The following is a 22,188-nucleotide window of genomic DNA, read 5'->3' as shown; positions in this document are numbered from 1 at the left end:
CGAACATTCAACAGCATTGTCGCTTGCACAAAATGCCAATCATGAAGGGAAAGCGCCTTTAAGTCACCATTTTGTTTGTTTAAAGAAACATTGGGCCTACAATTGTAGATTGGGGAGTTTCTACTATGGCAGCAAAAAATCTAAGTTTTAGGCAGCGAGCGGATCAGTTTTTATCGGAGGCGAGCAAATATAAATTGGGTTCTCTTGTGACAGAGCAGCCCCATGAAAAAACGCAAAGCCTATCTTTGTGGGCCAGTACCAATCTGCAGCGCGCCGTTGAGGTTCTAAAAGAGCTGGATGTTGAAGCGTTGCAGGTGGTCGAAAACAAGTTAGCTGAAATATCACACATGCATTTAAAAGTTTCTAGTGTCATGGCCTCTGGCGGGCGCGTTTTTCTCTGTGGTTGTGGGGCTACCGGACGGTTGTCGTTGACTCTTGAATATCTTTGGCGTGAACAAAACCCCGGAGATGAACGGGTACAGGCGTTTATGGCGGGTGGCGATGTGGCTCTTGTTCACTCTATTGAAGGCTTTGAGGATTTTCCAGAGTACGGCGCCAAGCACCTTATGCAAATGGGATTTACAGACAATGACCTTTTAATTTGTACCACTGAAGGTGGAGAAACACCTTACGTGATTGGTGCAGCCGAAAAAGCAGCTGAGATTTCTCGGTATAAACCGTATTTTCTCTATTGCAATCCTGATGAGGTTTTGGTCAATACCGTTGAGCGTTCTCGTCGAGTTATTGAAAATCCAAAGATAGAAAAAATAAATCTCTGCGTGGGGCCAATGGCACTGGCGGGCAGCACGCGCATGCAAGCCTCCACAGTGCTGCAATTGGCTGTGGGTTTAGCCGTGTTGAGTGAAAATGAATCTACTTTAAGTGAAACCATGGAACAAACAAAGCGGGCCATAGGGCAAGCCAATGTAGAATACTTATGTGATTTTATTAAAAAAGAATCAGATTTGTATTTGCGGGGTGAGAATGTTTTGTATCAGGCTCACGACTACGCCATTACGGTTTTTACTGACACCACTGAGCGGGCGCCCACTTTTAGCTTGATGCCTTTTGAAAACGAGCTATCCAATCGAACACCATCGTTGTCCTATATAGTATTGCCCACAGCTCGTGATCGAAACGAAGCGTGGCACCGTTTACTCAATAGGTCCCCGCGACCCTTGGACTGGTCTGGAGTGAATGCGATGACCTCGCCGAGTTACCTATCCAGTTTTGATTTTGGCCAGTCGGGAATACCGGCTCGGCAGAGGCGACTTAAGGATCGAATGCAGGTGCCCTTTCGTATCAAAAAAGAAAGCGGGGGGATTCAGCTTGAACTTGATGACATCAAGGCCGAGTTGCCTTTATCCCTTGGATGGGCACCGTTGACAGAGCATCTGCTTTTAAAGACTCACTTAAATATTCACTCAACATTAGTGATGGGGCGCATGGGCCGGTATATCAATAACCTCATGACCTGGGTGTATCCAAATAACGGAAAGCTCATCGACCGGGCCGTGCGCTATGTGCTCTATTTGTTGCATGATGATGGGTATGATGGAATCTCTTATGAAGAAGCCACTTATCAATTGTTCTCTGAACTAGAGAGTCTCGGAGAGGGCGAAGCTGTAGTCCCGAAGGCCGTGGCTCAATTAAAGATGATGGTTTAATCGCATCCTTCGGGGTGCGTCCTATTTGGCGTACTCCACAGCCTGAGTTTCTCTCACCACAGTGACTTTAATTTGGCCAGGGTAGGCCATCTCGTTTTCAATTTTTTCGGCCACATTTGAGCTGAGCTTCAACGCCGCCCAATCGTCAACCTTGCGTCCGTCCACAAACACTCTCACTTCGCGTCCGGCACTGACCACATGAGCGTCCACAACGCCTTCAAAGCTGCTGGCAATATTCTGCAAGTCTTGCATTTTTTGGGCGTATGAAACCACCGTTGATCGACGAGCTCCAGGGCGAGCTCCCGAAATGGCATCGGCCGCGATGACCAAATGGGCCAGGTCTGTACTGGGCGTTTCGTCATAGTGGTGCGCTCGTACAGCATGAACGATATGTTCTGCTTCGCCGTGTTGCTCGATAAAATCAGCACCGATAACTGCGTGTCCTCCATCGCGACTGTGATCCATGGATTTTCCTATGTCGTGAAGCATGCCCGCTCGTCGTCCGTCTTTTTGGTCCAGACCGAGTTCGCTATTAAGTAAGCCACACAAAAAACCCACTTCGCCACAATGAAAATACTGATTCTGAGTGAAAGAATAGCGATACCGAAGTGCACCCATCATGTTGCGAATCTCAGCATGCAGATCTTTGAGTCCCAACTCTTTGGCAATTTGATTTCCGTCTTTGCGAATTTTTGAGAACAATTCGGATTTAATTTTTTGAACAATTCTTGGAATATCTTCGATGCGCATTTTCTTTTCTCGAGAAATGCGCTCCACCGATAAACGTCCCAATTCACGGCGAACAGGGTCAAAGCCAGAAACCGACACGGTGCTATGTTCTTCGTCAAACACTAGATCCACGCCACACGCCATTTCGATGGCCTTGAGGTGAGATCTTTCTGGGCCGATCACATTCGATCGTTGTTTGTCGTCAGACAAAGGTACGTGACCAGTTCCTCGTTCTGGGCAATAGGGTCTTGCAAATCGATTCAAGGCCGTAGTTAAAACCTGCTTGGCCCGCCTTTCAGCAGACTGCTGAGCTTCATCCACCATCTGTTGACTCATTTTGCTCGATCGAATGATGGCCTGACTTTGAATTTTTTCAATGAGCTCCGCTTTGAGGTGATCAGCCGGCGTGTCGGCTTTGGTTTCAAGTTTTGACTTCAGTGAACTTTGCAGCTCCCGGAGGCGTTCTTTCAACATTTGATATTGAGACTGTTGATCACTGACTTTTTTGTCGTATTGATCCACTCTTTGTTTACGTTGGGAGTATTGGTCTTGTTTAATCTTAAGATCATGCTCTAGGGCGTCTTGCTGATCTTGAATGCGGTCTTGAATTTGACTCACTTGATGCTGACGAGATTCAAGTTCTTCTTCGGCCTGCCCCCGAATTTCCTCTTCGTACTCCTCCACATTCTTTTTGGCTTCCGCCATAAACTGATCAGCCGTCCACTGAGCTGTTTCTAAAATATCCTGGGCCTCACGCTCCGCCACCCGGCGCACGTTCCTGCGGACAAAATACCGTATCAGCCACATGGCCGAAAACCCCACCACAAAAGAAATGCCTACAACAGCAATCTGCATACTCATTATCCAAAAGTTAACAAATTCCCCAGTGCTTTCAATAGTCTTTCAGGGCACTGGCCACCTCGACCCCTTTGTATAACATAGACAAAGGGCCTGGGGCTCAGATTTCCACCACCCTAACGCCTCGTTTCATTAGCCAATCTAAACGAAGAGCCGAAGTCGCTGGGCCACTATTTCTCGTGGGGCTCCAGGCTGCCGCCCGTTTTTCACTTCGTCACCCTGATGAATCAAGAAAAGGGGACTCTATATTTTGGCCGTCATGAAGCTCGCAAAACTGTGTGTCAAAAAAGAAGACCTTGAGGTCTGAACTGACCTCGGACGACAGTTCCTCCGGCAAATAGGAGGCTATTGGTGGGTCCTGATGTCGGTCTCATTTCTAAGACTTAGTCTCACATTTCGGACATGTAGGTGCTCAAATGAAATCTATTCAACTAACAGGTTTTTTTGTGGGATTTGTCCGTGGTACGGATACTGCAAGATGTGGCTCCTACTATCAACAAAAAGGAGTTGAATATGAAAAAAACAAATAAAAAGCTATTGGCATTTCTTGCTACGTTGACCGTGGGTCAGGTCGTTGAAGCCAAAACGGATTCAGCAATCTACAAGGTGTCGACGGTAGATTTGGCAAAGACTGTTTCACAAATAGCCGACGCAGGATTCGCTATTGAAATCCAGGCTATGGATGATGGTGAAATGCTGGTTAAGATCAAAGAGGGCGGCGATGTCGCTGAGTTCATCAAGGACGGCGAGTATTTCGGCGAAGCCAATGTTGAACTGACAACACTGGCTGGCCGTTGCCCCCCGAGCACTATGCCGTACTAATTCAATCGAACAAGCCCATTTAGGCCTAATTTGCGTTAGGCCTAAACTTGAAGGAGTGTCTGTGAAAGGTTTAAATTTAGATTCAGAACAATGGGCGTCACACGAGCTTTTCTCAAAGCCCGATCTATATGAGCTATTGCTCTGTCACAACTACGATGTGTATTTGAAAGCGGTGGCAGCTATTCTTGGGAAGCGGGGCCGTGTTATTTACCCAGGCTGTGGCACGGGTAAGTTTTCAAACCTGTTGGCTGAATCCGGATTTAAAGTCCTAGCTTATGATATTAACTCAACCGCAATTCGATACGCACAAGCAAAACACTCACATGCAAATTCTGTGTATTTTGTGGGCAGCATGTGCAGTCCAAGCAAAGAGTCAAATGCAAACTTTGATGCACTATTAACCCTAAACAACACATTTAGACACCTGCTGTCAAACAACGAGGTGTATTTGTTTTTAGAAAAAGCAAAAAACAATTTGAGGGTGGGGGGTGATCTTCTTATTCACCTCGGTTTTATGAATGAAGGTGGAAATCTTGATGAAACAAGAAGTTGGTCTGTCAATTTGCGGAGCAAAAAAACTCAGACACTGACAAAAGTAAATGTTTCATGGACGGTGTCGCCTATAGATAATCATCTGACTCAAGAGGAGCTAAAAGCCGAAATAGAAAAGCCTGACGGCCAACAGGCAGTTAAATCGTTTCAGTTCAACCAGCGACGCTGGAGCTATAATAATTTACAGAAACAATTGAGCTCTCAGGGCTTTAAAATTTGGGGATTGTTTGATGACTATGGTAACAGGCTTTCAGTCGATCAAGTGGTCAACAAGAATGTTTTTGTAGTGTCAAAGAGAGTGGCATAATGGGATTTCCTCGATTTATTTTTCACAACGCAAAAGGTGTCGGATATATTTTGAATTCTGACGGGTCGTTCACGCAAGGGGACACTGCTAGTTGCATAAAAAAAATAAATGCTTCCCCGCCACGGAGTTTGAACGTCGTCAAGTCAAAATATCACTTACAGCGGTTACAGATTGAACTGAATGTCAATTGCAACTTGAAATGCCTGCACTGTTATTCACAGTCTGGACCGGGTCAGAACAAGGGATTACCCTTTGAACAAATCAAAGATATCATTGATGCGGCTCATGGGATGGGTGTTCTGGCTATCGATTTGACTGGAGGCGAGCCGTTGCTTCGAAAGGACCTGTTTCAGATTGCCAAATATATCAGATCCAAAGGAATTTTTGTGAGTCTGTTCACCAATGGAACCCTATTGAGTCAAGAGGTTGCCGATAAGATTGTGGAGGCTGGAATTCAGTTTGTGCAAATTTCACTAGATGGGAACTCTGCTGAGACTCACGATGCGTTTCGCCAATCAAAAGGCGCTTTTGAAAAATCGGTTAGAGGTCTTAAGTTATTGAAGAATCGAGTCAAAAATTTAAAGGTAAACATTGTTGTAAACAAAAAAAATCAACATGAGATCAAGGGCCTTACTGAGTTTTTGAGTAGAGAGATCGGCGTTGGCTACGGTTTGGATAGGCTGATTCCGGCTGGCCGTGCGCTGGTAGATAGAGAATGGTCACTCTCAAATCAGGAGTTCTATAAATTTGTTGTTGAAAATTTTGGCAACCAAAGTGCGGTGACCAAAGTTTGCGACTCCCCCATTCAAATGAGTCATCTTGCACCTCATTGTGGCGTTGGCAGTTTCTATATGTACATTAAGTATAATGGTGAAGCTGTTATTTGCCCGACAATGACCCCTGCGGAAGGCAGCAGTTTTTCATCCGATAATGTTGTCAGTAAAGGATTGAAGTATGTTTGGGAAAACGGAAGTATATTTGAAAAGTACCGCGGAGTTCAGTGCAAAAATATTAATATTTGTCCGGCGGCTCGTGACTGTCGAGGTGGCTGTCGGTCTAATGCCTATTTGCTCCATGGCGATGCCAGTTCGCCAGATGAATTGCACTGCAACCTTAGTAAAAACGCAACAGGTGACTATATTGCCTACTTGGAGAGTTACAAGAATGGAATCTACTAAATCACTTTACGATTTCCCTGAGGCTTATGATCTTGCGTTTAGCTATCGAAATTATGAATCCGAGGTGGATTTTGTGTTGAGCCTTTTTTCGGGTAAGATGCCTAAAAACGCTCTTGAGGTAGCGGCTGGTCCGGCGAGTCATGGGCTTCAGCTGGCTCAAAGAGGACTCGAAGTTGAGGGGTTAGATTTGTCTACTCAAATGGCTCAATATGCAACAAAGGTGTTTTCAGAAAATGGGTTAAAAATTAATTACCATTTGGCAGATATGGTTCGGTTCTCACTGGATAAAAAGTACGACTTGATAATAAACATGGTGGATTCCGTAAGTCATATTCATGAACTGAACGACTTGAAGTTGCACTTGGCAGCAGTTTCGAATCACCTTTCAAAAGGTGGGTTGTACGTAGTGGAGGCGGCCCATCCTAAAAGTTTAGACCTTGTTGATACGACCATGAGCGAGTGGACCATGGGAAAAGAAGATTTCAATGTGACATTTAAATGGATGGCCCTAGACACTCCCTCGTCGTTGCACCAGAGCTACAACGCCTTGGTGTCAATGAAAATTGTACGAAACGGAAAGACTTCAGTAGTTAGTGAAACATTTAACGCAAGAGTTCACACACTCGAGGATTTTGCAGAAAGCGTGGGCGGTGGCCTGAGCCTTAAGCATGTTTATGGCAACTTTGAAAAGGCCCCTTTAGATGATGAAAAATCGTGGCGTATGATACTCGTCTTCGAAAGGGTTAATTGATGTCCGTTTTATTCGTGCCCTTTGACGGGACTTCGAAAAAACAAATTTCAGCTCGGTCTTGTATTCTGATGTATGATTTGTTTAAAAAACAGTCGTTGCTGTCAGCGAAGGTTGTGAATTTGAAAGGTTCAAATCCCGGAACATTCGATCAATTTTTTCAGGCGCTTATGGGAATTGAACAGCCGAAAGTGATGGTGGGCGGTGAACATCTGCTTACCTACTATTCATTTTTATACTTTAAGTCGCTTCTTTCACCAAAGAAGTTGAAGTTGGTGGTGTTTGATGCCCATCATGATGCCTATACTAATCAGCACCTTTCCCATTACAGTTTCATTGATTGGCTGGTGCATATGCATGAGGTTGAAGTTCTCATCTTGGGTTTACGGCATGAGCCGGAAAAAATGAATAAAAAGGTAAAGTATGTTGCTTGTGGTGAAAATCTTGACGAGGTGAAATCTAGAATTAGAGATTTTATCGAAGCCAATCCATTTTACCTCAGCGTAGACGTAGATGTAATTGACCCTACCGACTTCAAGTTTTCAGCATTTCCTGTGGAGGGCGGGATGTCTTTGGGAGAATTTGAGGCCCTTTTCGAATTTTGTATTGCCCTAGAGCCGAAATTTACAGATTTCGTCGAGTTTGGCATTCAACACCAAGATTTGTGCAGCAAAATGGTCTCAAGAAGTATTCAATGGATTGAGCGAGCCTATTCCAAATAATTCAGGTCATTCAGGGGTCTTTTACCTTTAGTCGGGGCCCTGAGCTCATTAGTTCACTGTGCCACAGTCAGGTTGCCTGGGCCCACGTATTGTTTTGCGGACGAAGGTCTTGGAGAAGTATTATTCTTCCTTAAAACGTTGAGTTTCATTAGTGAAATGTGGATTCGGACTCAATTAATTTCTAGGTTCTGCCGATTCAAGGGTTGAGTAGAAAAGGGGATTACGGGTGAGCGACAGCATAAAGGTGTTTAAAAAGGGCGATATCCTTTTTAAAGAAGGCGATGTTCTGGATAAAGTTTATTTTATTCAGTCAGGCCGCATCACACTTCTTATTGAGCGTGGCGGTAAAAACATTGAGCTAGATCAAGTGGCGAACTCCCAAATTCTGGGTGAAGCTGCTGTTTTTGGTAATGCTAAAATGCCATTCACTGCCGTGGTGTCCACAGAGGCAAAAACCCTTGAAATCCCTGTGGCCGTACTGAAGGCGCAAGCGCACAAGATTCCCGCAGCCATTAAATTGTTATCTAAGGCCATGTCTGATGAAATTCGGCGGGGGAGGAACACCATTCGGTCATTTAAGATGGATCAAGATCCGCGCCCTTGCCCGCAACGGTTTATTCCGCGATTGTTTGCTACCTTAAATTTAGTGGCCCACCGAATGGGCAAATCTCCAGAAGTGGAAAAGCCAAAGGGGTTCACTCCTGGCAAACCCAAAGAGGAGTCTAATATCGACACCAGTCGATTTACTGAAAACGATATCATTGTGGGCTGGAACAGTCTTAAAATTTATACAAGTCGTATGTTTTTAGAGTCGCATCAGAGAATGGAAAATGTCCTGATGATCTTGTCAAAGCTTGGTTATCTTACATTGAAACATGAAAAACTGGAAGAAGACCTCGAAGAGGAAATCACTGAAATTAGAATTCACAATATGGAGATCATCGAACTCTTCGGTGAGTTTTATCAGCACAACTTGTTCAAAGCCGGCCGAGCCGAGGTGATTTATGTTGACCCCTTGGCTGTGCAGGTGGCAGCGGCCTTTGTGGAGCTCTCCGATGGCGCAGAGCCAGACCGAAATGGCGCCGTCGAGTTAGAGTATACGAAACTCCTTTCTGATCTTAAAGAGGAGTATGCCATAGAAATTAAAGACACCCACCTTAACGTCCTTGAGAAAAAAGGATTGTTTATTAAGCGCAAAAGTCGTGAAGAGGGTGTATTTATGTCATTTGACCGCGAAGAGTTCCAACGCCTGCACTCCTATTGGCAAATCATTTACGAAATAGATAAGTGGAATGACAAAGGGTTTATTGACATGAAAGAGGATGTAACTCTTAGAAAAGTCAAAAAGAAACCCAAGTGTCTTGAGTGCAACTCGCCCTTTGAGGCTGGTCAAAATTTCTGCGGCAACTGCGGTGCGAAGTTGCCAGAAATCACAGAAGAAGCTGCTTAAAAAGAGTGTGGCCTTTTTAGGGTTCATTGAGGCATCAAAACAACGCTTCCAATCTCGGATATTCTATCCCCAGCGATGATAGGCCGGATGCCCCGGTTTTACGGCCACAAATGTACCCCTACAGGTAGCACAAAGGTCATCACCCGAATATAGCTCACCCTCCACAACGACCTTCTTGTCGGTGGCCTCCACAGGCCGCGCTTTCAATCGAATCTTTTTGTCTGAGGGTGTGGGTTTTAAAAGTTTAATTGAATATTCGGCGGTCACAGTACAGGGTGGTTGCTCTAAATTATTTTCTTTCATTAGTTTAATGGCGGCCGTCCAGTTGCTATGGCAATCTAGAAGCGAACCAATAATGCCGCCGTTCAACATGCCAGGGAAGGCTTCATGGTGAGACTCTGGCAACCATTCAGCAACAGTGTTGTCATCATGACAAAAACTTCGAATTTTTAGTCCCTTAGTATTGGCAGGTCCGCAGCCAAAACAAATACTATTGGGGGCATAGGTTTCTTGAAGACTTTTTTCTGGTTTTTTATCATTCATTGGGGCCCTACCTGGGTTTTTCGATTTAGCACTCTACCCTTAGCTGAAATCTCAATTTGAGTCTAATGACTGAGAATACTTTGGGAATTTGTCGGGGTGCGCTATCCTATCGGAAGGGAACTTCCCGTTGGGGCGGGAATATAAATAAAGGGGGACGTTAATGGCATTATTGGTAAAAGATCTGCTGCCTTTGGACATGCCGAAGGTAAGAACACTCTCACCAGATACCACTGTGTACGAAGCAATTGAAATCTTAGCTCGGATTGATAGTGGGGCTCTACCCGTTGTAGAAGGCGGCAAGGTTTTAGGAATTCTCTCAGAGCGGGATTACACGAGAAAAGTAGCGCTTGAAAACAAACAGTCATCTAAAATTCTTGTCCATGAAATCATGTCAGCGCCGGTGGTGAGCGTAACGTCAGAAACATCGGTGGAAGACTGCTTGAGTTTAATGAACAGTAAGCAAATTCGACATTTGCCAGTCATAGAGCGAACGGGCGAACTGGTGGGTTTTATTTCCGTTTTGCACGTGATTAGTGCACTACTAAATGGAGAGCGGCAAGTGGTGTCCGAACTTAAAGAATACGTTTCACAGACCTGGCCTTTTTAATGTTATTCTTTAGATGAAGCATAAAGTTCGCGAATCCAACTTCGCGTGTATTTTAAAAATGACTCGTTGATGCCAAAATATAAAAATGAACAGTGATAGCTGTTTTTGCTGTTCTCATCTTTTTGGCTTTTATAGGCCCTAGCGCAGAGGTTCTGATCAGGAGCCTTTTCGAAAATACTGCCATGCAAGTACAGAAATGTGCCATCAGAAAATGGCCTGGGGTGTTTTATTGTGGCGCCATACTCAGAGAGACTTTCTAATTGCACAGGTTTTGCGGCATAGGCCACGATAGAAGTCTCTTTCCATCCGATATTCGTAAAGTTGTAAAGTGTGAAAGAAGCATTGAGGGCCGTAGAAATGTGAAACAGCAGGCGTGAGTTCACCACAGGTTTGAATAGCAAGCCGTAGGCTTTGCTGTCGATATATCGACGAACAGGAAAGCTTTCAGCTTCTTGAGCGATGACAACGACCTTGATTTTTCCAGAAGGCGGCAGTAGGCCAGCTTTGCCCGCAAGTTCATTCACGTTGTCGATCCACGAATCAACATTCTCTGGCAGAAAAACATGATTGACCACGATCATGTCTATCGATGTGGCCTCGTGATAGGTAGAATAGGCCTCAATTTCGGCTTGATTCGGCAGCTTAATGTTTATTTGTAAAGATTCATGGTCTTCAAGTTCAGAAATTTCCACTTGCCCTATTCGCGCGGACTTATCAGCATATTGAAGCCCGATGTTTCTAGCTGATTTTTTGTTGACCGAAAGAGTTTTGAATATTTCCTCAAGCAGTGTTTCAGCTTCGGAATTGGCAAACAGTTCCATCCAACCCCGTGAAGAATTAAATAAATCCTCGACGGCATGCCCACAAACTGTTGGGGTATCTACAGGTTCTGTATCAGATTTTTTTTCTTTAGAGTCTGGGGGAGTCAATAGAGTGATCAGCTCTCGAGTGTCCTTATTGATTGTCCAGCTGAGAATGTCACTATAGATATCTTCAGCCTGCATCAGTTCGTTAGCTGATTCAAAATCTGCGCTGGCTCGTTTCGGATTCAAGTACCGCTTTAAGAACATGTAGTAGGAATCTTCCACGAAAACCTGTACGGGACCAATTTCTTTTAAAATGGACTGACTGATACTTTCGGCTGTGCGCTCTTCCACTTCGATGATGGCAATGTTTCGAGGTCGGCGATCTTCGTCCGAAATAAATAGATTGTCTGGATTAAATTCAAAATCCTCGGCATTTTGGTTTTTGAGAGGTTTGAAAAAACGATCTTCGGCTAAGTATTTTCGAATCATCGTCAATGCATGTCGATGAATTCCGAAGAACATAAAGTAAACCCAGTAACGGCCTTTAGTGTCAGGATTGGGTTTTGAGGCAATGGATTTGGCATAGACTTCGATGGTTTCTTCGTGTCCAGGGAACCTAAAGTAAAAATGGCTGCCCACACCATTTGTCAGTGGCACGGCATTGTCCACCACAAAACCGAGGTCAGAGAGTTTCACAATCTTGGTTTTTTTTGAGATCTCAATTTCAGCATCTACTTTTTGTGTAAACAAAAAACTTGGTGAAATTTGTTTGGGCAGAGCTAAAACGATTTCCATTTTTTGCAAGAAAATCAGGCGATCGATCGGCAGACAGATGAGGTCGTTGATCAGAGGGCTAACCAGTTTGCCCTTTACCGTGCCGTCGTCTTCGTACTTGGTAGCCACAAGCTTAGTGAACCCTTCTTCGGGCCACAGGTTGTATGTTTTTAGGTTTTTTTCAAGTTCCATGGCCCAGGCGGGGGTGTCACGAATGCCGTCATTTCGAAAGATGATAAGGTCAATGTTACTTAATTTTTTTAAAGCCCCGTCATCTTCATCTTCCACTTCGTCGACCTTAGCATCAACGGGTTCAGTGGCATCTTCAGAAGAGATATCGTCAGTTGACCGGGATGGTGTTCGGTCTAATACATAATAGAGCTCTTTAAAAGTGTCATAGGAGCTAAACTCCCGCACCGTGTGAGGTTCCTCCAGCTCTTTCAAGTATTGAATCATTTCGCGGCGGACTTTAGCATCCGGCTCGATCAAAACGATGTTAGCTATGGTATCCCCCCGGGAGTAATTCCGATGAAGCCAGTCTTCCGAGCTTTGAGACCGGCCAGAACCCCGCGCCCATGGGTCTCACGATGTGCATGGCGTATCCGGGTTGCGGCACGAAGTGACGCAATCCGAAGACGACATGCGGCCACTCGTGTCGACCCATGGGCGCGGGGTTCTGGCCGGTCTCAAAGCTCGGAAGACTGGCTTCAACCCTTCAATATTATTGCATCTGGTTTACGGGGTGACAATGGTTGTTGTTTAAAGGTCAGGGGTAAAGCCGCTCATTTTTCCAAAGTCCCTGGTCTAGCCAGTAGTGAAAGCGGTCATGGAAACGGTGGGGACGCCCAATCCAAAACTCAAAATCCTCGACCTTTAGCAAGTAGCCACCCCAGTGATCGGGGCAGGGGATCTCTTGATCGGCAAATTTCTGTTCCACAGTATCGTAGGCTGTATCAAGGGTGGCTCGGCTGTCTACCGGCTGCGACTGCTTTGAGGCTGTTTGGCTGATCTGACTTTCGCGGGCCCGTAGTTTCCAGTAGCTCTGTGATTCGCTCCTTGGGAGCTTTTCAGTGCGACCTTTAAGGTTGATCTGTCTAAATAAAGGATCCCAATAAAGTGTAGCGGCAGCCCAGGGTTGGCCTTCAAGATCTTTTCCCTTGTGGCTTAGGTAGTTGGTGTAAAATACCACACCGTCAGGTCGAATCTCTTTGAGTAATACAACTCGGGTAGATGGGTGACCTTGGGAACTAACTGTCGCTAAGGTCATTGCGGTGGACTCTTTTAGGCCACAATTGGCGGCCTCATTCATCCATTGAGTTAAAATATTAAAGGGATTTGGGTCCTGCAAAAAGTTGTCTGTATTGGCGGTCATGTTTTCACCGGCTTTCTATGGTTAATCATACGGCAGTACACCTTGCGGTTTTCAGTGATGTCGATGTCACAGGCCTTCACCACGTATCCGAAAGCGTCAGTGCCTAATCTTTTAGCTATACTTCTAATAGCGTCAACAGGCTATAAGGAGTGCCCAAACCTAAACCCCACTCATTCCGAATCCCAATAAACCGCCCATTTTCTGGGACTCGTTAAAAAGGGAATCGGGCCGACGGGGCCCCTTTTTTACACGTGCGTTGCAATATTTGTCATGGCTGTACAGTCCATTGACACGGAAAGCCGCATCAATCCCCAGATAGAAGGTCGGGCCTGCTAAATTGAGTTGGCACAGAGCATGAATAGGTGTTTTCGAGCTACGGCTTATTGAACTGTAATTTTTTCTCGCCGAAGAGTTTACCGTAGAAACGCGGACTTCGGTGATATATACAAATGACATCGTCATCGAGGAGGAAGAAAGATGAAAATGTTGGTAGTCCTTACTGCTGCTATTACTGCATTCGCGGGAAGCGTGGCCATGGCCCGTCCAGCCGCACGTGTTGAAGTTAAACCTGGTGTTTCACCTGTACAATCGGTTCGACCCAGTGCCACTGTAACCAAGTTGGCGGATTATATTCGTAGCCCTAAAGCGGTTGGTGTTTTTGGTGCCGGCGATATGACTAAAACTCTTGATAACCTCAATAAAGTCGTAGCTTCTCAAAGCGACGCTCGAGTTTCTAATGTGATTTCTAAAATCACTGATAAAATGAAAGAAATTAATAGCGATTCCAACACGGCTGATGATGCAGAGATGAACGCCCTCTTCTCAGCTCAACTTGAAGCCATCGGGTACATGTACGATCTTCCCTCAGTTAAGAGTGTTCGTACCTTGGATGGTCAGGTTCAGTTTCAAGCTGTAGATGCTGGGCGATTCGGCACCTATATCGATGCCAGCTATGGATTGAAAGACTTATTGGCCTCTGAAATTTCAAAAGAAGACAAGAAAAATGCATCCTTAGCATTGTACTCACTAGCTACAGGCAACGAGGTTTTCACTTTAGATAGCGAGACTCGGCAGGTTGCAAAAGAACTCTTCACTCACTTTAGCAGCTATCGTCAGGCTGGTCATGATACGGCCACCGCCACGATTTATGCTTTAGACAAAATGGGCTTGTTGAAGAACGCCACTCGCATTGCTTCAGCATGTGCTGGAAAATAAGAGTTGAAAAAAAGACGACGCTCGCCCCTCCTCGCGGGCGTGAGTTTGAAGAAAGCCACCTTAATGGGTGGCTTTTTTTTTGCCAGAGCGGTGACAGATTTGGGCCAGGGATTCATGGAAGGGGTCAATGGCGGGGTTGAAACCTTATTTAATTGATTCTGGTGGTATCGTTCTTGCTATTTCTAGAGTTGGAGAAGGGTGAAATATGACCGCTAACTGCTGGAAATTTCGAAATTTTTTGATGCTGATGACGTTGATGTCTTGGCTCATGGGGGCTTCTTTGGCCCAGGCGGGCTCTTCTGGTCAGGATATGGTGGTGAAAGTGGCGGCCCAAATGGTCCTCGAACTCAGCGATGAGGAGCGCCAGTTTCTCATGGAATTTCGCGAGCATCTTCGCGGCCTGCACCAGTCCAGCACCTTTGATTTACGCAATGAAATTAAGTGCTTACAAGATGGTGAGTGGCGCTCCTGGGGGTCAGATTGTCATAAATGGGCCGAAAAAATGCCTGAAATTCTCAGCCAGTATTCAAAAATGCGTGTGGCTCTCAGTTTGGCTCGGCCCCAGTTTCGGGCTGAAAGTGCGCAGTTGATGATGAAAGATGCCAGAACGCAGTTTCACTCCCATCCCCAGCACTTTTTTGATCGGTGGGCGGTGGATCTTTTTGGTGACTTGCCAGGTATTCCGAAGATGGATCCACTTTCACTCTTAGAGACCGCGGCGGCCCAGGCGGCTTTTCAAAAGTATGTGGATGATCTAGTGCTCGAGCAGGAGACTCGGTGGACCGATCAGCGCGGGGCGAATACGACTCCACAGGCCCCTTCCTTGTGGGTGAATGGCAAAGAAGTTAAGGAGTTAAAAGGGCGTATTTTGTTTTACGCCAAAAATGCGGCTTTTGCGCGAAAGGACCTTTTTCAAAAGCAAATGTTTGAGGCCTACCTTTCTGTGTTTAATGAGAATCCTTACTTTTTTTGGTTTCGCCCTGAAAAGGGCGCAAGTGAACTGGATGATTCGCTTTACCTTTCTTTGGCTGAAGCGCTGGCTTCTTCTTTGAAAATGCAGGAGAAACTCTTCTCAAACCTCTTTGATGGTACCAGTGATGCAGATTTATTTTTACTTTTGGCCTTTACACCGCAGGTTGAAACATTTGCCCAAATTGTGGGCCCGAATTATGCCGAAGATCGGGCGATCGGTCTCATGTCTGATTTGCTGGCCAGATACAAAAAATATGAAATGTTTGGAGACTTATCTCTTGTTGGTGCAGTGGTGGGCGTATCTATTGGTAGTGGACGGCTGGTGAGTAAAACGCCGGTGGGCCGTGTGGCTATAGGTTTGTTGACGGGCATAGGAGCTAACTCTACCTTTTTGACCATCACATCAGGCCGCTATCATCAGGCCTTTAAGCAAGTGGCGGCATCGGTAGAATATCGAGATTTATTGAGAACAGTCACAGATCTTTATGGGCTCGGCGATAGCATGGCTTGGGAAGTGTTGTTGTACGGTGCGGGCAGTGGAGTGACCGATTTAGTGAGCCTTGCGAAAAACCGTTGGTCACAATTTAAGAAATTGGGTCCGGGGGTGTCGATGAACTCTGAATTGAAATCTAAAAATAAAATAAAATTTAATGAAGAGCCAGTGAATCAACACCTGAACGAAGGTGATGTGGATTCACGATTGGCACCAATGTCTCAGGGAGAGTGGAATCATGCCACACAATAAAAGAAAAATATTAATCTTTGCGGCAAGTCTTGCACTAGCGTCGGGAGTGAATTTTTATTCAGGCTCTGCCAGTGCCGGGTTGAAAGAATTGACAGAGTCATTTGGCAGTTGGCTGCCCGGAGCCAAGAAAAACAAGTTTGGGTTGGATAAACCTCTCCATGGCGCGACCACGTTGAACAAAGTGGATGGTTTGCGCAATGTGGTTAATGATACTTTTGTTCAGCACTATATGATGGATATGACGACACAAGCGCAAAGTTACAGTCGTGTTGTGGGACAGTCTGAGCCCTATCGGCAGCTTCTCGAAAAACTTGTGGATGATAGGTATCCATTTATTATGTTGGTCGGCGGCGATAAGGCGGGCCGAAACTCTTTGGTCCAACACTTGGCGAAGGATTTAGCTGATAAACAATTGCTTGATCCATGGCTCAATGGACGCCGAATTCACAAGGTGAACTTTGCCGCCGGTCTGCAAGACCTTTCAAAATTCAATACTTTTATCAAAGCTATGGCTGAGGCCATGCAAAAGAACGTGGAGAATACGATTTTTTATGTGGACTCCATTGATACTTTAGCCCGTTTGCCTGAACACCAGAAATCAATGGCCATGGAAGCTTTTGAGATGATTCAATCCAGCGGCGGAAAGGTGGTTTTTCGAACAGAGAATCCAAAAATGATTTTGGAGCTTTCGGGTAAGAATACCAATTCCTTTGCTAGCGTCACATTGAAATCTCTAAAAAAGGGAGATATTTACAGCGTTCTTAAAGACAAACTCTCTGCTTTTGAAACCAAGCACCAGGTGAAGGTGAGTGATGAGATGTTGCTTGATGTGGTGGATCTCAGTGATCGGTTTTTAGCTGGAAAGCCTCAGCCAGGGTGGGCATTGTGGTTATTAGAAGCCGGTATGGTGGGCCGACGAACGAAGTTGCAGCACCCAGAGTTAATGCTCAAAGATTTGGACGATGAAATTAGCGACGCTCGTGGAGTTTTGGATTTTGAATCGAGTCGGCTTAAAGATCCAGACACGGGTGAGTCTCGACCCTATTTTGAGAAAAAGCATAAAATAGCCTCTGACCGAGTGGAGTTATTGGAAAAGCGTCGAAAAGCGCTCGCTGAACAGGTGGAGCTTCTTAAAAAATATATAGGTGCCGAGAAAGAGGGCGCGGGCTCCGTGGGCGGCGCCGGTGATAGTATTGTCGGGACAGTGATATCGGCAGAGAAAGAGGCCCTTCGCCAGCAAATAGATGGGTTGGTGAAAGCCTCTGGATATACCACCGAAGATCTACTTGATTTCACTAAATCTGATTTGGCAGACGTGCTGGTTAAACAATTTAATGTGAAGAAATCAGATGTGATGAAGTCTATCTCAAAAGACGAAATTGAGGCCTTAAAGGCAGAGCATAAAAGTCGAATCATTGGGCATCGCGTCGCCATTGATGAGCTTTGGTCACAGGTTTCAAGAATATGGAGATCGGGGCGAGCCAGAAATAAAGTGCCATCGTTTTTGTTTTTAGGTGTGCCCGGTACGGGGAAAACAGAAACCGTGAGGCAGTTTATTGATGTAATAGGTGCCAAAGAAGTTTTAGAGCGAGGTAGTGACTTTGTTAGTGAATCTGATGTCACAATGCTTCGAGGATCGGCCCCTAGTTTTGTGGGTTATGAAGAAGGTTCTAAGCTTTACAATGCATTTGCTAAGAACTCACGTAGTATTCTTTTATTGGACGAGGTGGAAAAGGGCCATCCATCATTGCAGAACTTTTTGTTGGATTGGATTCAATCAGGTCGCTTGCAATCGCCTCGGCAAATTGATCCCGAGATGATTACCGATCAAGCAATGATGATGGCTACGGCCAATACGCTCAAAGATTGGACACCTCCCCCTGGATTCTATGATTTGAGAATGGAAGAACGAAAACAAATATTAAAAGATGCAGTTAAGGCGGAGCAGGCCCGTGGATTGGCTGAGGGAGCGCATGAACTCACTGACCCATTCTTGGATCGAATGACGGCGATCTTTCACTATAGAGGCCTTGATGCCCAAGAAACTGCGCAGTTGGTTCAGCTTCAATTTAGAAAAGGCGGATCATTGTTTGATGAGTTTGAGGCCGCAAATATTGAAGTTAGTGTTTCTGATGAGGTGTTTGAATACCTAACAAATCGAGTATTTCTTCGAGAGGGACAAAGTGCTCGGGGAGCCGTTGAAAATTTAGATCAAATAGTGAGTGAAGTTTTACATGATGCCAAGGACGCCGGTGAGGTTGTAGAAGGTTACATTTATCGATTGGTGATTGTTGATGATGAGCTTCAGTTTGTTCGCATGGATGTATCCCCGCGTTTACAAGAAGGGGTATCCGAGTGATCACTCGTCGGCTCTGGAGTTTTAGCCTTTCAATAATGCTAGTGGTGGAGTCACTATTGGTGTGGCCCACTATGGGCGTTGCTGTGGTCTCAGAGCCCCATGATTTTCAGTACCAATCAGGTGTATCAGCAAATGGAAACTCTCTTGATTATTATCGCGCACTCGGACTTCGACCGGGTGATGCAGACAAGGTCGTAAACGACTCGCTACGACGAAATCCGAAAGCCCTTTTGCAGAGTGGTTTTTCTCAATCTGCAGAGTTTCAAAAAATGTTGGCTGAGCCCATAGAGTCGTCCCGGTTCCAGCAACTGTACCGCGATGCAGGTTCATCTCTTTATTTGCTAGAAAAGGCCTCCGGTCTCAATTTATCAGGGCAGGGCGGCGAAGTTGAGAAGGCCTACAATTCCTTGTTAAAACAACAAACAGGCGTTGGCCATGCTGGTAAAAATGCCCGTGAGCGTATGGCCGTGAGTGAAGAGTCCCTGCGACTGTCTTTAAGGGCTCACTTTCAGGTGATTGCAAAATATCAAGGTGACTTTGGCAAACAGGCTCTTGATCTCAGAAATCAAGCGGCTTTAGCCCTTCGCGATCCCCATGCTCGATTGGAGTATAAAGCGCCTCAGGGTCGATTGGTAGTATCCACCCCTCGGTTGATGTCTTTAAAAACTTGGAAAGCCAACAAAAACGGAAAAGTGCGACTTCAGTATTTCAGTGAATCCGGCCAAAAGCAGGATTTGTATTTGCGAGCCCCCCATGTGCCCTCGGACGAAAAACCGTCGGAGCTATTAAAGAAGGTGGGAGGCGGCGCCATGTCCTTTGGGGCCGTGTCGGCTGGCTTTATGGCGTTGTTGTCTGCGTGGTCGGCCTATCAGATGACCACGGCCTATGACAGAGATCCATTGCATTTTGAGAAGAATATAAAATTATTTGCCGAACCCACGTACCACTTGGCATTTGCATCATTCTTAGCTGGTAAGTCAGGGGCAGATCATCTGCAGGCGAAAATGTTGAATGACAACGTCCGCATGGTCTACCAACTGGCTAGTCATAGCGGAGAAAAGCTTAAAGCTTATAGTCCCCAGGCGTACAATCAAATTTTACAAAGCAGTATGAGAGGTATCAATTTTTGGTCTTTCGGGGCTGGCGCTATTTCTGCTTACACAGTTTATCAGATGGGTACGTACCTCAATGCCTGTGTGGATTTGACCAGAGAGTATGCACGTATCAATCAACTCGCCCAACCTACGGAACATGTCTCCGCATTTCAATCAAAAGTCGTGGACCGACCCATGAGTCCTTACGAGCGAGAGCGATTGGGGCAAGTATGCGATCAAGGTTTTCAAGAGTTTGTTGTTGAAGGTGTGTGGGCCACTGTGGTGCCATTGGTTGCCGTAGGATTGATCAATGCTTTACCGGCTTTGCTTGAGAAGGCAGGGGATGTGCGCCAGCGGGTGTCTGGCCAGATGCCAACGGCTCGCCCCAGTGTGGATGTCACTTCATTGTTAGAAAAATCTCGATTTGTTTGGAATGGCCGGGCTCTTTTAATAACTTCGGGCTATCTGGCAGCGTTTTTAGTAGTGTCGGAGGTGGTGCGCATGGGCATAGATCATGTACGCTACTCAAAAAATTACAGCGAGGACTGGCGTGATAGTCAGCAGGCTATTCGCGAGCAGATTATGAGTTTAAGGCGCAAGCAGTGGGAACCAGATACAAACTGCACTGATTGTGATCCCATGCAGATTTATGCGGAGTCGATTCCGCAGTCTCTCAAAGGGGCAAAGACATGGATCGGCTACCGAATTCAGCCTCTGGATGCCATGTTAAAGTCTTGGCAAGAAAAAACCTATGGAGCCGTCAATAAAATGATGGCCGCTGATTTACTTTACTGGAGTCTTGCCGATCAGGTGTTTTCTCGAAGAAAAAAAGCCGTGAGTGAGCCATTAGTGGTGGGAAAGGACTCATTTGGACATTTTTCTGCGAAGACTTTGTTGGCTAATAAAGATGCCAATGAACCACTCTTTCGTTCGCATCCCCTATTTGCTGTGAAAACGGGATTAGATGGGCTGGAGCAAGACAGTTTTTCGGAGATCACTTTAAACGATAATGGCCTTGTGAATTATTCGGCGGACCCTGGTCAATCTGAAGATATCGATTTAAATGAAAAACAGCTTCGGTTTTTACAAAAACTAGGGTTGTGGGTTTATGCCACCCTTTTGCCAGGAAAACTGGATAAAGAGACCGTGCGCGGACTGCAGCTTTTGAAGGTGCGAGGTCTTGTGCCGCGTGCGCCAGGTGAAGATGAAAAAATCACTTGGACCAAAGCAGACATTCAGTTTGCTCGAAGATTTGCAAACTTGGTGAGCCGGGCTGACTTAGAGAAGTCTCTTCAAGCTGTTTCTGAACTACGTCGTGAGTTAGAGGCAAAATCGTGTCAGCAAGGGTCGTTTTGTTCGGCTCATGCGATCAATGCAAAAGTGCTTTCCACGAAAGTGTATTTCCATCCAGAAGGTCCGTTTTTGGGCGCTGGTTCGGAAAACCCTCATATGTTTGGAGTGGAAGAAGCGGATGGTCAATTGATTGTGGCTCCAAAATCCCTCGGTCCAGGGCAGAAATTTCTCGCCTCATTTTCCAACGTATTTCAAAAATTTGGCGTGGACATGAGATGGCATCCGGACGAAGTCAATGGCATGCCGATGGAAAATATGACTCATTATATATTAACCCAATCCATTTGTGGGCCATCAGTCAATGAGAACGCCGGTTTTAAGTGGAGTTGGTGGCTGTCTGATGGTTATGAGGTGCCGAGGCTTCCTTTAAGATCGGGTGATGAACTTTGTCGCGATCTAAAGGGTTATGTGGATGCCAGCGAGTTCAGTGAAGTGGGTTTGAGTGATAAAATTCCGCCCACCGCGGCCTACAACCTGTATCACAATATTTCTAATCGCGAAGGGACTCGTCAGTACGATGGTATCGTGGAAGCGTTATTCTACGAGATCGATGAAAAAGAAATGCAAGGTGGGTTTGAGTCTTGGTGGAAGAAGAGTGTGTACGATGAGTTTGAAAAGTATATAGCTCAACGTAATGACGAATACCAAAAAGGATACGCTCAAGTTGTTGAGGAGCTATTTAATGATGAGGGTTTTAATCGAATAGCCGAGCTGCCGGATGGCGTGTTACCCTTTATTCATCAGGCCGTGGATTTTTACTTTGATGATGTGCTAAAGCCTGTTTTTGTGGACACAGCCCCTCATAAGTGGGGAAAACCGGCGGATTTAGACTGGTTGGAGTCTCGAAAGCAGCGTTGGCACGCTTGGATAGATCGTTTGCCTCTTGGACATCGTTTGGATGAAAAAGAAGCGGCCAATTTAGACAGTGAGATCACTGATTTGGCCACGGAGCTTGTGACCATGTTTTCTTTTGAGGACACTTCTGCGGATGCTGCGGCCCCTCCAGAAGCTTTGTCTACGTTGGGGTTTTCTTTGAAAGATCCTAGTCAAGTGATTCGTCAGCAAGCGGCAGAAGCAGCCCTCGATAGTCTTGTAGATTTGAGCAATTACCTGACGTCTATTGCCACGCAAGGGGATCTATTTAGTCACCAGGACAAGTACCGGCAATTTCTATTTCCTGAAGAGCCTGTATCGCAATAGTTCAATCGGTTCAGGAGATTTTGAGTGATGAGGTGGTTTTCTCTGCTGATGGAGCTCTGTCCAGCCTCTTGACACGCCGTTACGGCAAGCCGTTGGGGAGTCAATTCTTTATTTA

Annotated in this window: 16 protein-coding genes; 12 read left to right on the top strand and 4 right to left on the bottom strand. The window is 45.7% G+C overall.

All coding sequences use genetic code 11. The annotated features are described in order from the left end of the window. The first annotated feature begins 125 nt into the window (after nucleotides 1–125). Complete coding sequence (locus H6626_05055; GenBank protein ID USN48460.1) at nucleotides 126–1,667, top strand: hypothetical protein; 1,542 nt, start codon at nucleotides 126–128, stop codon at nucleotides 1,665–1,667. Nucleotides 1,668–1,688: 21 nt separating this feature from the next. Here the strand turns inward: H6626_05055 and H6626_05050 are convergent, their stop codons facing one another. Beyond that, the gene (locus H6626_05050) at nucleotides 1,689–3,251 is read right to left on the bottom strand and encodes a DUF3552 domain-containing protein (GenBank protein ID USN48459.1); all 1,563 of its coding nucleotides are present in this window, start codon (nucleotides 3,249–3,251) and stop codon (nucleotides 1,689–1,691) included. Between the two features lie 516 nt (nucleotides 3,252–3,767). Here H6626_05050 and H6626_05045 point away from each other — a divergent pair. The 6 genes from H6626_05045 to H6626_05020 all read left to right on the top strand — a co-directional run bounded on the left by H6626_05045 (nucleotide 3,768) and on the right by H6626_05020 (nucleotide 9,033). Continuing rightward, nucleotides 3,768–4,076: a hypothetical protein gene (locus H6626_05045; GenBank protein USN48458.1), complete on the top strand. Its 309-nt coding sequence runs from the start codon at nucleotides 3,768–3,770 to the stop codon at nucleotides 4,074–4,076. A gap of 61 nt (nucleotides 4,077–4,137) precedes the next feature. Further along, entirely contained in the window at nucleotides 4,138–4,935 is a 798-nt protein-coding gene (locus tag H6626_05040; protein ID USN48457.1) for a class I SAM-dependent methyltransferase, read from the top strand. After that, complete coding sequence (locus H6626_05035) at nucleotides 4,935–6,113, top strand: radical SAM protein (GenBank protein ID USN48456.1); 1,179 nt, start codon at nucleotides 4,935–4,937, stop codon at nucleotides 6,111–6,113. The genes H6626_05040 and H6626_05035 overlap by 1 nt, the downstream gene beginning before the upstream one ends. After that, complete coding sequence (locus tag H6626_05030) at nucleotides 6,100–6,864, top strand: class I SAM-dependent methyltransferase (GenBank protein ID USN48455.1); 765 nt, start codon at nucleotides 6,100–6,102, stop codon at nucleotides 6,862–6,864. Before H6626_05035 ends, H6626_05030 begins: the two co-directional genes overlap by 14 nt. Then, the gene (locus H6626_05025) at nucleotides 6,864–7,583 is read left to right on the top strand and encodes an arginase family protein (GenBank protein ID USN48454.1); all 720 of its coding nucleotides are present in this window, start codon (nucleotides 6,864–6,866) and stop codon (nucleotides 7,581–7,583) included. Before H6626_05030 ends, H6626_05025 begins: the two co-directional genes overlap by 1 nt. Before the next feature lie 226 nt (nucleotides 7,584–7,809). Beyond that, nucleotides 7,810–9,033, top strand: a complete 1,224-nt coding sequence (locus H6626_05020; protein USN48453.1) for a cyclic nucleotide-binding domain-containing protein — start codon at nucleotides 7,810–7,812, stop codon at nucleotides 9,031–9,033. 63 nt (nucleotides 9,034–9,096) lie between these two features. Here H6626_05020 and H6626_05015 read toward each other — a convergent pair whose 3' ends face one another. Then, nucleotides 9,097–9,576, bottom strand: coding sequence for a PaaI family thioesterase (locus H6626_05015; protein USN48452.1), 480 nt, complete (start codon nucleotides 9,574–9,576; stop codon nucleotides 9,097–9,099). 160 nt (nucleotides 9,577–9,736) lie between these two features. On the opposite strand from H6626_05015, the gene H6626_05010 reads away from it, so the two are divergent. After that, nucleotides 9,737–10,183 (top strand): CBS domain-containing protein, encoded by a 447-nt coding sequence (locus H6626_05010; protein USN48451.1) that lies wholly within the window; start codon nucleotides 9,737–9,739, stop codon nucleotides 10,181–10,183. A 2-nt stretch (nucleotides 10,184–10,185) separates the two neighbouring features. Here H6626_05010 and H6626_05005 read toward each other — a convergent pair whose 3' ends face one another. Both H6626_05005 and pdxH read right to left on the bottom strand, forming a co-directional pair. After that, on the bottom strand, nucleotides 10,186–12,219 hold the full coding sequence (locus H6626_05005; GenBank protein USN48450.1) for a hypothetical protein: 2,034 nt from the start codon (nucleotides 12,217–12,219) through the stop codon (nucleotides 10,186–10,188). 310 nt (nucleotides 12,220–12,529) lie between these two features. Next, the gene (gene pdxH, locus H6626_05000) at nucleotides 12,530–13,135 is read right to left on the bottom strand and encodes a pyridoxamine 5'-phosphate oxidase (protein USN48449.1); all 606 of its coding nucleotides are present in this window, start codon (nucleotides 13,133–13,135) and stop codon (nucleotides 12,530–12,532) included. Between the two features lie 477 nt (nucleotides 13,136–13,612). On the opposite strand from pdxH, the gene H6626_04995 reads away from it, so the two are divergent. From H6626_04995 to H6626_04980, 4 genes are all read left to right on the top strand, one after another. Continuing rightward, on the top strand, nucleotides 13,613–14,350 hold the full coding sequence (locus tag H6626_04995; protein USN48448.1) for a hypothetical protein: 738 nt from the start codon (nucleotides 13,613–13,615) through the stop codon (nucleotides 14,348–14,350). Between the two features lie 205 nt (nucleotides 14,351–14,555). Further along, nucleotides 14,556–16,067 carry a hypothetical protein gene (locus H6626_04990; protein ID USN48447.1) on the top strand — a complete coding sequence of 504 codons (1,512 nt, stop codon included), beginning with the start codon at nucleotides 14,556–14,558 and terminating at the stop codon, nucleotides 16,065–16,067. After that, entirely contained in the window at nucleotides 16,054–18,426 is a 2,373-nt protein-coding gene (locus H6626_04985; protein ID USN48446.1) for an ATP-dependent Clp protease ATP-binding subunit, read from the top strand. The genes H6626_04990 and H6626_04985 overlap by 14 nt, the downstream gene beginning before the upstream one ends. Beyond that, entirely contained in the window at nucleotides 18,423–22,073 is a 3,651-nt protein-coding gene (locus H6626_04980; GenBank protein USN48445.1) for a hypothetical protein, read from the top strand. Before H6626_04985 ends, H6626_04980 begins: the two co-directional genes overlap by 4 nt. Nucleotides 22,074–22,188 lie beyond the last annotated feature (115 nt).

This window comes from Pseudobdellovibrionaceae bacterium (assembly GCA_023898385.1).
Classification (GTDB): domain Bacteria; phylum Bdellovibrionota; class Bdellovibrionia; order Bdellovibrionales; family UBA1609.
The sequence above is the reverse complement of the archived record's forward strand: the minus strand, read 5'-3'. Positions and strand labels throughout refer to the sequence as shown.

What these genes read in the sequence shown, in the direction of transcription:
- H6626_05055 (USN48460.1), top strand. Translation starts at nt 126, where the DNA reads ATGGCAGCAAAAAATCTAAGTTTTAGGCAGCGAGCGGATCAGTTTTTA.
- H6626_05050 (USN48459.1), bottom strand. Translation starts at nt 3,251, where the DNA reads ATGCAGATTGCTGTTGTAGGCATTTCTTTTGTGGTGGGGTTTTCGGCC.
- H6626_05045 (USN48458.1), top strand. Translation starts at nt 3,768, where the DNA reads ATGAAAAAAACAAATAAAAAGCTATTGGCATTTCTTGCTACGTTGACC.
- H6626_05035 (USN48456.1), top strand. Translation starts at nt 4,935, where the DNA reads ATGGGATTTCCTCGATTTATTTTTCACAACGCAAAAGGTGTCGGATAT.
- H6626_05030 (USN48455.1), top strand. Translation starts at nt 6,100, where the DNA reads ATGGAATCTACTAAATCACTTTACGATTTCCCTGAGGCTTATGATCTT.
- H6626_05025 (USN48454.1), top strand. Translation starts at nt 6,864, where the DNA reads ATGTCCGTTTTATTCGTGCCCTTTGACGGGACTTCGAAAAAACAAATT.
- H6626_05015 (USN48452.1), bottom strand. Translation starts at nt 9,576, where the DNA reads ATGAATGATAAAAAACCAGAAAAAAGTCTTCAAGAAACCTATGCCCCC.
- H6626_05010 (USN48451.1), top strand. Translation starts at nt 9,737, where the DNA reads ATGGCATTATTGGTAAAAGATCTGCTGCCTTTGGACATGCCGAAGGTA.
- H6626_05005 (USN48450.1), bottom strand. Translation starts at nt 12,219, where the DNA reads ATGATTCAATACTTGAAAGAGCTGGAGGAACCTCACACGGTGCGGGAG.
- pdxH (USN48449.1), bottom strand. Translation starts at nt 13,135, where the DNA reads ATGACCGCCAATACAGACAACTTTTTGCAGGACCCAAATCCCTTTAAT.
- H6626_04995 (USN48448.1), top strand. Translation starts at nt 13,613, where the DNA reads ATGAAAATGTTGGTAGTCCTTACTGCTGCTATTACTGCATTCGCGGGA.
- H6626_04990 (USN48447.1), top strand. Translation starts at nt 14,556, where the DNA reads ATGACCGCTAACTGCTGGAAATTTCGAAATTTTTTGATGCTGATGACG.
- H6626_04985 (USN48446.1), top strand. Translation starts at nt 16,054, where the DNA reads ATGCCACACAATAAAAGAAAAATATTAATCTTTGCGGCAAGTCTTGCA.